This is a genomic window from Paenibacillus sp. FSL K6-2862, from assembly GCF_038005125.1.
Classification (GTDB): Bacteria; Bacillota; Bacilli; order Paenibacillales; family Paenibacillaceae; genus Paenibacillus; species Paenibacillus illinoisensis_A.
Map to the genome: position 1 here is coordinate 4,329,949 of NZ_JBBOSN010000001.1, position 12,769 is coordinate 4,342,717.

Sequence of the window (12,769 nt, forward strand, 5' to 3'; positions counted from 1 at the left end):
GGCTCCCTGTATGACCTGGTCGGTCAGGAGCCTTTTTGCGGATACATATGCATACACTTTGCGTGTATACTTATTCGTGTACGAATTGCTGCACTTGTGCTGAAAGACTGTGCCATTCCTCTGCTGGAACGCCACTTGTCAGTGTCTCATTTAATGCAGCCACAGCTTCTTTCAGTCGATCTTCCAACTGGCTGGCTTGATGCTGCAGCGACTGATGCAGCTGGGCATCATAGAACTGAACCAGTTTTTCCTGTGCAGCAGGAAGAGCTTCAGCCACCATTTGTTTGATGACCGGATCGAGCGCTTCCTGTAGTCGTTGTCTCCCCTCACCTTCAAAGAATTGCTTCGGGTTGCGGAAGTAACTGAGATACGTTTTCCATCCTGACGGTTCCTCCAGCCGGATCTCCTCGAGCACAGGTGTACTCCAATTCTCATTAAAAGCAAGCGAAAGATCCATTCCGCCTGATCGCTCTTTAAGTTCCTGAACGCAATCATCGATCTGCCTCATTAACCAGCTCTTCCCTGCCTGCTCCAGTCGGAGTGTCGTCGCAAGCAATTCCTGCTCCAGCTCTACAGCGATCATACGCAGCAGTTCACGTCCGCATGCTGCAAATGCACCTTTTAGATTACCACGGTCTTCCCGCAGAACAGAAGGATGGAACGCTTCTGCCATAAAGAGCCCCAGTCGATAACCCAGCCGCTGTCTGACATGAAAGAGCAGTTCAGCCGTCTCCTGAGCAAGCTCTTCTCTCATGGAGCGTTCGGCAAGGGTTTGGATTCGCACGAGAGACTGATCCATGACGGCGTGTAGTTCCTGCCTCCGCTGCTGCAGCACTTCTTCACCCTGAACGGCATCGTGGGCACGCTGATCTAACCGCTGGATAACCCTCGACAGTTCTTCGGCAGCACCTCCAACGGCAAGGTCAGCAAGTTCTGTGCCAGCGAACCGATTAAACTCTTCCTCAAAACGAAGGAAACCCGATTGCTCAAGCATATCCGCATCTCCCGTGCTTTTGCCTTCCATGGCAAGCAGGCTGGAAACCGGAAATAATCGTGGTGCCCGAATCCCATTGGTTCGAAGCTGAGTACTGACATGCTCCAGTACCTGTTCAAGTTCATCTTCGGATGACGATAAGTCACTGGCATTCACCACAAAGAACATCTGGTCCATGGCCGAGCTGTCTTTCACCCGTCCCAGTTGGTTGAGAAACTGTCGATCCCCTTGGGAGAAAGCATGGTTGTAATAGGTTACAAAGATAAGCGCATCCGCATTCTTCATATAATTGAATGTTACCCCCGTATGACGGGCATTCACCGAATCGGCCCCAGGTGTATCCACCAGCACAATGCCTTGTTCCGTAACGTCACAGCTGTAGTACAGATCAATGCTGTCGACAAAGCAGGATTTCCGTTCATTGGCCACAAAATTCCGGTACCCGTTAAGGTCCACCTGAACATCTTGACCAAGCTGATCCATCGTGTCATCCCAGCCTGCAGCTGCTGCCTGCAGGAAGCTGTAGTGCGGCCGTCCTGCGGGATGTACATCTTGTGGAGATAAGGATTGCACCCGTTTCTGCCAATCCGCTCCCGGTTCGCCCAATCCGAGCAAACGGAAGGAATAGGCCAGATCTTCCTGAAACGCGGCCAGGGTCTTCATTCGGACCCGGGCCGTTCCATGCTCCGCGCCTCCCGCTGGAGCCATGATCCGGTTAATCGCCGCTGTCGTTGGATGCGGCGATACGGGGAGTACAGCTTCGCCCAGCAATGCGTTGGCGAACGAGGATTTGCCCGCGCTGAAGGCTCCGAACAGCGCCAGAGTAAACGTGCCGCCCGCAAGCGAAGCCGCGCGTGCACGCAAATCCCGTACCGCCGACCCCATGGCGGGGTACGGCTCTACCAGTGCAGCTGCGGCTTCCAGCCGTGCCGCAGCTGCATCTAGGCGCCGGCGGCGCTGTGCGCCAGCCGCCGGCTGCATGTGCGCCGCAGCTTTGCGCGGCGGCGCTTCCGTCTGTGGCTGCGCAGCCACAGACGCAGATGTGCCCGGGTCAGAGCCGTGAGCTTCGCTCGGCTCTTGAGCGGGCACATGCGGGCCCTGTACCTCCGGCAACAGCCCGGAGGGGAGAGGGCCCGCAGGAGGCAGCAGGCTGCGCAGCCCTGCTGCCTCGGCGGCGGCGGTGCGCTGCAGCGCCGTATAGCGCGCCGCCGCCGCGGACTGCGCCAGCACCGCTGCGCGGCTGGCGTCCAGCGCCTGAAGCGCGGCTTCGCCCTGCGCGCCCAGCGCCTCAAGCATCCGGTCTGCCAGCATCATGGCCGACCGGCGGTAGCGGGCCTCAATCTCGCCCCGCACCTCCTTGCTGAATTGAAGCACATACTCGGGAGACACCTCTGCGCCAGCGCTACGTTTCATCTCCAATAGTGCTTCATCCAGAACAGGCAGTTCAGAATTCAATGCCTGTTCCCAGTCCGGGCTCCACAGCTGATGAGCTTCTCCCAGCTTGCGAAGCATAGTGCGAATATGCACTTCCACTTGACCCGAAGTTTGATCCTGCAGCATTTTAACGAGCTCAGCAGCACGGCGCTGCTTTTCCTGTTCGGTCTTCCCACCTGAGAAAAGCAATCCTACCCGGAACCCAGGTTTCCGGCTCTCAAGATAAGCTGCGGCCGAAGTACGGATATCTGCAGGAGTGAGATTGGCATTCGATAGCAGGGACTCCAGCTCCCCCCGGAACTTCTCACGCTCCCGAGAAGGCTTTGCACGAAGTTCGTCTTCATCATCCTTTAACTTATCCAGCTCTCGTTCAAGTCGTTCAATGCCTTCCTGTCCTCCGATCTCCTCCAGCAGAGCTGCCTCTTCGTCCTCTCGCTGTTCAGCCTGTCTGATTATGTGCTGCTCCGTGATATGACTGGCCGAACTTGCAGTGCTATGACGAATGAGTGCTTCCTTCTCGTTCAACATGTGTTGAATCAAATCAGGGAGCACATGCCATTGGTTATAACGATGATCCTTATCGCGAAGCGAAGTGAACAAGAGCCCATCATATCTGACTTCCCACGCGTCAAAAATGGCCTCTACACCTTTCACATACTCGTCAAACGCTAGCTCCCGTTCCCTATGCTTATCAATCTGATTCACGATGAGAAACAGCGGCTTCCCCCAATCCGACAGGCTCTTGGCGAAAGACAAATTGCTCTCAGACTGAACATGGTTATAATCCATCACATAAAAGACCACATCAGCAAGATGAAGCGCCGAATGTGTTGCCAAGCCATGTCCCCGGTCAGTCGAGTCCACACCTGGTGTATCCAACAGCACAGCGTTATCTGCCAGCAAAGGGATGTCATCCCACACTTCAATGGAACGATATGCACCACCATTCTTGCAGTACTCTTCCAGTTGTTCAGGAGAAACCTCAAGCGGATTTGCGATTACTTCCTGATTGTCAGCGCTTTCGTTAGCTGCCGTATAAATCAGCGCTCGCGGTGCGCCATTGCGTATGGACACCACATTGGCACTTGTCGGAACAGGGCTTGATGGCAGTACCCGTTTCCCACATAAACTATTGATCAAACTTGATTTTCCTGCAGAGAAGTGTCCACAAAACGCGATCGTCAATTGCTTCATCTCTGCCTTGCTCATCAGATCTGTTAAAGCATGTACAGCAGTATGGTCTCCTGTTTGCTCCATTGCCTTGCGTAGCGAAAGCAGTGGTTCAGCCAATTCTACTGGGTAATCTGTTCTGGTCATGTCTGGCCTTCCCCCTGGCTTCTCTTAATTGGTACCTGCATCATGTCTTTATCTCATAATAAATGTATTTTAACATTAGACGAACCGAATTTGAACGGTTTCGTTCATTTGAAGCTAAGCGTTGCAGAAAGAAAACATCATTTTTGCTAAAAAAAATAAAACCGTTCTGTCGGTTTTATCTGAGTTATGGTTCTATTGAATACACAATGATGTTCACTGCGCGTAGTTATGTATGCTGCATTCAATGCCAGCATGAACTTATGTGATAAGCTCGACGCCAGCATTGATGCAACATGTCTTGCATTGACCAGGAGAATTAGGAAACAGCATTCTCCAGGGAAGGCAGCAAAATTTCAAATACTTGACCATGCTGCAAAATCGTGATGTCTCTTCCTTTGTCTCTCATAACCACAACTTCCGGTTTTGTAGACATACGTTCCAAATAGTGCTCAGGCACGTCGCCAGAGTGGCTTACTGTGATGCCTTCGACTTCTTTCTCTTCATTTTCAGCCATTTCCTGTTCAACGATTTGTTCAAAAATATCGGAGAAGGCCTCAAAATTGTCAGTGTACACGGAAATGCATTTCATCATTACTCATCCTCTTCTGGTCATTAATTTATTTTTCGTTTTGGGCTTGTAGCACGTTCCTTATCTTTCCTGATTTGGGACGTTTTCATACGCTTTTTCCCTTCCCGGCATACGTCCAGCAATGGACAAATATGACACCCGGGATTTTGCGCCTTGCAATGGTAGCGTCCAAAGAAAATAATCCGGTGGTGAGTTAAAGTCCACTCATCCCGGGGTACGCGCTTCATCAGTTTTTTCTCGACTTCAAGTACGGAGTCGTCCCAGCCTGCCAGCCCGAGCCGTTTGGATACACGTTCAACATGCGTATCCACCGCAATGGCCGGTACACCAAATGCATTGGAAACAACCACATTCGCGGTCTTCCGTCCTACACCTGGCAGCGTTACAAGCTGATCATGTTCCTGCGGTACATCACCGCCATACTGCTCTATTAAAATACGGCACATGTTCTGAATATGCTTGGCCTTGTTCCGGTACAAGCCAATACGCCGGATGTCCTGTTCCAACTCTTCGAGTGGAACAGCCAGATAGTCGGCAGGACTGGTGTACTTTTGGAACAAGTCTGCGGTCACCTTGTTTACCGTTTCATCGGTACACTGGGCAGACAACAGGACAGCTACAGTCAATTCAAACGCATTGCTGTGATTTAATTCGCAATGTGCATCAGGGAACATCGCTTCCATCGTATCGAGTATGTGCCTAACCGTCGCTGCATTCATGAAGAGCTACCTCCCACAAAATCACCACACCGTGTGGAGACTTACTTTCAAGCTTATTTCGAGTGCTCTGCGGGGACGCCAAAAAGCTTGCAAAAAAAACGTCCTGATGGGGGAAAGATCCCGCATCAAGACGGTCATTCTTTTGATCCTCGAAAAATACGATTACTGTTTTTGGATCTCCATGACTACGTTATTCAGGAGATACAATACAATATTATCATTATCTTTGAGAGATTGCACGCTTAAAGTGTTGTCACCCTGGTGAACAAATACGCCTGTACCAAGTGCAAAACGGTAATTTGTATCTGAAGTGGACTCACGTTTAACCAGAATTTGGTTACCGACTCCATCATAAGACCAGAATTGCTTACTCATAATGGTCATCACTCTGAAGCGAGTGGAATTATCCGTATCTTTGGTCATTTCGACACGGTCACCCACCGTAAGGCTGTTTAACGTGGTTAATGTAGAGCCTGACTTGATCACTTTTACAGCACCGCTAACAGGTACGGTTTCGCTCTGTCCATTAAACAACTTCAGCGTTACCGAAGTCGCATCAACAGATGTCACTTCTGCCAAAGTCCGTTTCACGACTTGAACCGCTTTAGGCGTCGTTCCTTCGAAAGTGACGTTAATCAGATTGCCAGCAGTCAGTTGAGAAGCGGTAATACTTTGTCCACTTTCACCTGTCAAAACAGCCTGATCCACGTAAAACTGGCTTGTCAGTGAGTCCGATTTTACACGAACACGACCATTGGTCTCTACAGATACAACTTCAAATTGTGCTACGGTGTTTAATGACACTTTTTGTACGTAATCCTGATTGGAACCAAGCGTAACGGTTACTTTATCACCAATCTTCAGGTCACTCAGACTTGCTCCAGATTTGTTGTAGATCTCAATTGCCGGAACGGTAGAATAAGGAACTGTGATGGTTTGGTTACCAGACAATACGCTGATGGTTTTTTTATTTGTATCCATGCCGCTAAGCGTACCTTCGTATTTGTAAATGACTTTTACGGACAACGCTCTGGTTCCGACATACGTCAGATCGAGTTTGCGTCCTTCGTTCAATAGCGATTCCAATCCTGCAAGCGTAGGCTTGGTTGTGTTGTAGTCCAGTTTCGTTTTGTCATCCAGCGTAAATACAAATGGTTTTTTGTTGCTGTCCAGTACAGTCAGTACTTTGGTTTTACTGTTGTAGGAAACTACAGAAGCTCCGTTCATCGGTTCCATCTGACGTCCAATAACCTGAATTCTCGTTACACGATCTTCCCCATTTAGTGTCAGTTCAACCTGATCACCATTCGTTGCATCCGTAATCAGATCTGACAATGATGCGTCCTGGATTCCGTTGATCACTACCTCCGGATTTTCGGCCAGCAATTTTGCCTCAAGAGAGCCACCTTCACGTTTGAACGTCAATGTTGACTGATTGCCACCAATCTCCACCAAGGTGCCACGTACAGACTGCTCTACACCCTGAGACAATTCAATGCTTTGCAGAACACTGTCCTTCACCGTGTATTTTACGGTACTGCCTGCTTTAAGCTCTGCTAGAGATAGAATTCGATCCTGATAACGAATAATCAGATTATCACCATACGTAAACTGCTCTGTAGTTCCTGCTGCATTCGTGAACTTAATCGTTTTCCCGGTAGTGCTCACTTCCGCAATTACACCACTGTCACTTTTGTTAACAATGCCGGACTTCACGCGGATGGCCACCGTTTTTTTGTCTGCGGAGAAGGTCTCGCGTTGTACTTCAATAATGCTGTCAGCTGTAATATCAGTCAACTTGATCGCATTTCCGTTTTGGTCGATAAATGCAGTTGCTTCATCGTACCCGTAGGTTTCATAGTTCTCGCCAACAAAGATCCCAATTTTATTGCCCGATAACGAACGTGCAAACGTACCTTCGACGCTCTCCACCTGCGGCGTCGCATCGATTACTTCCACATAAGCTGCATTTCCAGCAGATCCAACCACCTGTACTTTGGTATAGAGCTGAACATTGGGTTCTGTCGCACGTGTCTCACTATCTTTTGTAAAATATGGTGTGCTGCTGTTCACCGTAAAGTTAGTTACTTTACCATCAACCAGCAGGCTGATCTGACCATCTTTTAATCCAGTTACATAACCCGTGTACGTGTCCGGATAAGCTGTATCTGTTAACGCTTCTCCTCTGCTGAAGAAAGTTGCTAATTGGGCCCGGGTTACCGATCCGGTTGGATTAAATTTGTTACCTTCCACACCTTTGGCAAGCTCCAGGCTCACTGCCAGATTGACGTAACCTTTGCCATCTGTGGAGATGCTTGCATCATCGGCGAAGCCAGTGGACTGACTGTTCTGAGCCTTCGCTTCAGCCTCTTTGTCCAATGAACGGATCAGCAGCTTGGTAATCCACTCACGCGATGCAGGCTTTTGTCCCCATGTTGTTTTAGATACGTCTGCTGTAGCTTCTTCCGTTTTATCAATCAGTCCCAGTTGAAGCGCCAAAGCCACATATGGCTTGAAATAATTCCCCACTTCCATATTTGTCGGTAATGCCGTAGCCGTGCTGTCGTTCAACTGGCCTTCCTGGTTCATAAAACGGATCGCCATGGTTACAGCTTCCTGTTGTGTTACCGCATCTCCAGGACGGAACAGACCATTGTTACCGAGAAGGATACCTTGGTTTGCCAGCTTATATACATGCTTCTCAGCCCAGTATCCTACCTTGATATCACTGAACAAACCTGCGGGTGCAGTCGTATTGCTTACAGCCGAAGTCTGGCTCTGCTCCGCTTCTGTTGATTCCGCTGCCATGGCAGCTCCGCCAGCGCTAAGGGCCATCATGCCTGCAAGCACGGCTGATACTACTTTTTTAGAGTGTGATGGATTGTTATATTTAAAAGTCACCTATGATTTCCCCTCTCATGTAAAACGGTCGATATCCATTGGAAAACGGTAAAACAACATGCTGCAGCGAAACTATTCGGATCTTGTCATTGGATGCTCAAGATCGACATGGCCCATCAAGCTCTCAGATTGCTGCCCGTCCACCAGCAAATCAAGCGATTTGACTTCATCAAACTGGAAGAATGTTTTCTTCAAGGCATCAATTGCATATGCTTCTCCACCCGCACCAAGACGTGCAGTATCAGGCATATGAATGTCCAATGTAAGTGCACCTGCGTCAAATTTTACGGACTTCAATTCAATATCTTTGGCCCACAGTGGAACAAGTTTGTCATCAGACGTTTGTTGTAAAGCCGCAAATGCTTCCTTGTATTTATCATCATCTGCTGCGTAGGAGATATTTGCTGTGGCTTCATGCAGATCCAGCTCTTCCGGATCGGTATAAAACACCTTGATTGTTTCTTGCTCTGTACTCTGTGAAGTGCTGCTCGAATCCGTAGAAGTTCCTCCCGAAGAAGCTGTTCCTTCCGAACCTGAGCTGGAAGGTGTTGAATCCGGTGTAGATGTCGTACCTTCTGTTTCCACAGTTACAGGATCAGTAATTTCCGTATCATTTGTCTCATTCTCATTATTTTGATCCTCAGGGACGCTAACTTCCGTGCCTGCCCCTTGAGTCTGACTTGGAGCAGGAGCTGCTGTTGGCTTGCTTCCGCATCCGGCAGCAACTGCCATAACCGTTACCAGCAGTGCTGCAATCCATATTTTTTTGTTCATTCTAACTCCGCCTCCTGATCATAAGGGTTAACCCTTATTTAATTCCCAGATACTCCTTGATTCCTGCAACAATACCCTTGGCAACACTGTTTTGGAAACTTTCAGTGAACAGAGCTGCTTCATCACTCTTATTGCTCAGGAAACCGCCCTCCAGCAGAACAGCTGGCATTGTTGTTTCACGGGTAACATGGAGGCTTGCCGTTTTCACGCCACGATCCTTTAATCCCGAAGATTGCAAAAGATATTTATGCATGATGGTAGCCAATTCCTTGCTAGTGGATCGAGTATAGAAGGTTTCTACACCGTTCGCAGCAGCAGGTCCACTATTGGCATGAATGGAAATAAAAATATCCGCGTTTACCTTTTCGGCAATTTTCACACGTTCACTCAAAGCCAGAAAAGTATCATCGCTGCGGGTTAACACAACGTCAATTTTAGACTCTTTTTTCAGCAGTGCTTCCACTTTCAAAGCCATTGCCAAGTTGAAATCCTTTTCCCGTTTACCGGTAACACCAATTGCTCCAGGATCATGATCCCCGTGTCCTGCATCAATGACGACAACTTTCTTGCCATTATCTCCAACTGGAGGGGTAGGTGTCGCGCCTTGTTTGTTCAAATCAACCATAATCAAACCCGAATCGTTTTGAACGTCATAACCTTTGGCATTGGAAAGGTCTATGACAAAACGAACCGTAGAAGGGCTGTTGCTGTATAACGAATACCGAATCTTGGAAACATCGGGATAACCGCTGACTACAAGCTGTCCATTCTGGTTGCTGTCAAGAGCTTGTCCCTCACTGAAAGAATCAGCAAATGCTGTATTAGGTAAGTCGATAACAATCCGATCCGGTCCTGTCATCGTGAAGACGTTCGGCTTCGTTTCTCCGCTGGTTGCAATAAAGAAGCGGTTGTCACTGAAGCTGATGCCGTTCACCAGTACAAGACCTTCCTCATTCGTACTCCCGCCATTATTGCCGGAGTTCGGAGGAGTTGTTGTCCCGTTTCCGGAACCAGAATTCTGGGTAACTAATGTTACCGTCTTCGTAGTGTTGTTCCAACCCACCTTAAGACCCATTTGTTCACCGATAAATCGGAGTGGCACAAGAGTCGTACCATTTTTTACGAGTGGCGGGGCATCCAGGTTCACGTTACTGCCGTTCACCGTTGCCGTCTTCTGTCCTACAATCATCTGCATGGCAGTGTTGTCTTTGCTTATCGTCACGGTGCTTGTACTTTGCTTCCATTCCACACCGTACCCCAGACTCTCGGAAATAACCCGAATCGGCACCATCACTTTGCTATTGATGATTTCCGCTTTGGCATCCGATGGCTGCACAATTTCTTTCCCGTCTAGGATAATTTTCGTATCCACAGCCGCATGACTATAGCCCGGGAAAACGAGCCCAAAGACAAATAACAGTACCAAAAAACCGAACTTCTTCATCCTTCACCCCTACCATTCTCATATTTTTTCGCCGCATGTTGTGACTTACAGCTCCGACTGACCACGTGGGCATTACCAGACACCTATTAGACGCCCCGTACTCTCAAAAGTTGCGAATATATTCCAACATAACAGAAAAAAAACGTTGTCAAATCAAGCTTTTTCTACATTTTAATGTCTTTTTATTTCCTTTTTTATCAATTAAACATCTGAAAACAACGAGCTTTCCTAAACTGCGTATTTACGAATAATCGGACTTAAAGCCCTAAAAATTCTATAATTCCATCTACAATTGCTTCTGCACAGCGGTCCTGATAATCTTCTGTGAGCATAAGTGCTTCATCTGTTGGATTGCTCATAAAACCTAGCTCAAGCAGAACTGCTGGCATAGACGTCTCACGAGTTACATGCAGGCTGACCATTTTAACACCACGATCCTTGAGGCCTGCAACTGGCATGATATGTGTATGAAGCACATCGGCCAGCGTTTTGCTCTCTATCCGACTATAGAGCGTTTCTATTCCATTCGGATCAGGAGTCGTAAATTTGTTCCCGTGAATAGATATGAAAAGGTCCGCCTGATTAAGTTCTGCCATCTCGACTCTCTGCTGCAAGGTAAGTTCAGTATCATCCTGTCGTGTGATCACCGTTTGTATATCTTCATGCTTCTGCAGCAGTGCTTGTACTTTCAGACCCACTGCAAGATTAAAGTCCTTCTCATACTTTCCGGAGATACTTACTGCTCCCGACTGCCTCCCGCCGTGCCCGGGATCAATAATCACTATTTTCTTGTCGTCATCCGTTGGTAAGGCAGGTTGACTGGCAGACTCCCCATTACTTGCTGTCAGATCAACGAGCAGCACATGGTTATCTCCAAGCGACCACTTAGCCGTAGCGGATTGTTTCAGATCAAACACAATACGAACCGTGGATGGTGAATGGCTGAACATGGCGTATCGCACCTTGGATACCACAGTGGAATCTGTAACGACAATGCTGCCACTTCCATCCGAACTGAAGTCCTGTCCTTGGATGAAAGACTCAGAGAACGTGGTTTCAGGCATATCTACAATAATCCGATCCGGTGCACCGAGAGTGGACAGTTTCGGCTTGACTTCTCCACTTGTCGTTATCATCAATCGATTACTGCTGAAGCTGATACTCTGAAGCTCAGCATTCAAGCTGGGAGAAGGAGTTGTCGTAGCCTCATCCTCTTCATCTTGTTCTGCGACTGGCGGTGCGGTGCGTAGGCTGACTGTCTTGGTTCCATTGTCCCATCCTACTTCAAGCCCCATGCCTTCTCCGACGAAGCGCAAGGGGACCAGCGTCGTTCCTTGTTTAACCAAAGGTGGGGAATCCAGTTCTACAGGCCTTCCATTGACTGTTGCTGTATCTCTACCAGCCGTCATTGCTATACTGCGGCTCCCTTTTTGAACCAGAACAGACTTGGTTTCCTTTTCCCACTTCACCTGATAACCGAGGTTTTCTGAAACCATGCGGATCGGTATCATTACCGTCTTTCCGACATTCTCCGGCGCCCCGGATCCCTGATCTATGGTTACACCATCAAGAACAATAGAGGGCACCGCGCCTGCATGTGCTGCGATAGGAAATAAAAACAAAAACAGAAAGAAAACGACTGCAGCCGACCATTCCTTCATAGATCATCCACCAATCTGTCGTGTTCTGTACCTTTGACTGTACCTTCGACAAGTCCTCTATGTAACCTTCCATAATATACTAATCAGTTTATCAGATAATAGCTTTTCATCCGGTTACAACGTTGTCATATTTAGTCGGAACCAACAAGAAAAAAGAAATCAAATTGGAGAAATATCTTCTTTTTAGTCAACAGGAATTGAATATCTTGCCAAAAATATCATCTATTGATGCTATTATATTTTATGAGGCACCATAAGAAGACCCCCATACATAGCCAATTGTCCAATCTACTTTGTATTGTAAAGAAAGAATGAAAGTCATTTTATTCTTAGGAGGGAAACCAGTGATCACTTTGTATAAACAAGCATCCAATGGCAGGCTGCTCTACGCAGAATACTGGATCGAAGAGGATCAGGTTGTGGAGCATATCGGCGAAGTCGGTACGGTTGGTACAACGACCAGAATGGATTTTCCAGCCTCGTTTAGCAATGAGGACGAATTCAAAGTTGATTTTCTTCATCGCTACTCTGACCAAGGTTACAAACAAGCTTCTGAAGACGATGGTTACATGCTGATTATTCAATATCCGATGAAAAGTCTGACAGGCAGCAAACGTGATCTATGGCTCAAGGATAAAGCCAGTGAGGCACTGACAAGTGAGCTAGGGTGGAAAGGGCTCGGCATTGTAGATGGACATGATATGGGCAAAACGGCAAATCCAGTCCCCCAGTACGCTTTAAATATTTACTGCCTTGTAATGGATGAGACACTTGGAATTCAAGCAGTTAAGCGTGTGCTCCGAGAGACGCGACTGGACTATACTAGGATCAAAATCGCATCAAGAGATTTAAAAAATGACGGGGATTACATATTGAAGTATTCAGCAAAAAACAATCAGGAATTCTACGTATAGATCACTTGGTTTAAATGTGTAA

At 47.9% G+C, this 12,769-nt stretch carries 8 protein-coding genes; 1 reads left to right on the forward strand and 7 read right to left on the reverse strand.

The features are described from left to right. Positions 1-70: 70 nt before the first annotated feature. From MHB82_RS19415 to MHB82_RS19445, 7 genes are all read right to left on the reverse strand, one after another. Entirely contained in the window at positions 71-3,745 is a 3,675-nt protein-coding gene (locus tag MHB82_RS19415) for a dynamin family protein (protein WP_341175644.1), read from the reverse strand. Positions 3,746-4,061: 316 nt separating this feature from the next. After that, positions 4,062-4,334 (reverse strand): NAD/NADP transhydrogenase alpha subunit, encoded by a 273-nt coding sequence (locus MHB82_RS19420; protein WP_095292936.1) that lies wholly within the window; start codon positions 4,332-4,334, stop codon positions 4,062-4,064. A 23-nt stretch (positions 4,335-4,357) separates the two neighbouring features. Further along, positions 4,358-5,053, reverse strand: a complete 696-nt coding sequence (gene nth, locus MHB82_RS19425) for an endonuclease III (protein ID WP_095361873.1) — start codon at positions 5,051-5,053, stop codon at positions 4,358-4,360. A gap of 162 nt (positions 5,054-5,215) precedes the next feature. Then, positions 5,216-7,954 carry an S-layer homology domain-containing protein gene (locus MHB82_RS19430; RefSeq protein ID WP_341175645.1) on the reverse strand — a complete coding sequence of 913 codons (2,739 nt, stop codon included), beginning with the start codon at positions 7,952-7,954 and terminating at the stop codon, positions 5,216-5,218. Between the two features lie 72 nt (positions 7,955-8,026). Then, the gene (locus MHB82_RS19435) at positions 8,027-8,728 is read right to left on the reverse strand and encodes a GerMN domain-containing protein (protein WP_095361875.1); all 702 of its coding nucleotides are present in this window, start codon (positions 8,726-8,728) and stop codon (positions 8,027-8,029) included. 34 nt (positions 8,729-8,762) lie between these two features. Then, a complete protein-coding gene (locus MHB82_RS19440; RefSeq protein WP_095361876.1) occupies positions 8,763-10,172 on the reverse strand; it encodes an N-acetylmuramoyl-L-alanine amidase family protein in 1,410 nt (469 codons plus the stop codon). Positions 10,173-10,429: 257 nt separating this feature from the next. Further along, on the reverse strand, positions 10,430-11,833 hold the full coding sequence (locus tag MHB82_RS19445; RefSeq protein ID WP_341175646.1) for an N-acetylmuramoyl-L-alanine amidase family protein: 1,404 nt from the start codon (positions 11,831-11,833) through the stop codon (positions 10,430-10,432). A 344-nt stretch (positions 11,834-12,177) separates the two neighbouring features. Here MHB82_RS19445 and MHB82_RS19450 point away from each other — a divergent pair, with 344 nt between their 5' ends. Next, positions 12,178-12,747: a hypothetical protein gene (locus MHB82_RS19450; protein ID WP_258377668.1), complete on the forward strand. Its 570-nt coding sequence runs from the start codon at positions 12,178-12,180 to the stop codon at positions 12,745-12,747. Positions 12,748-12,769: the final 22 nt, after the last annotated feature.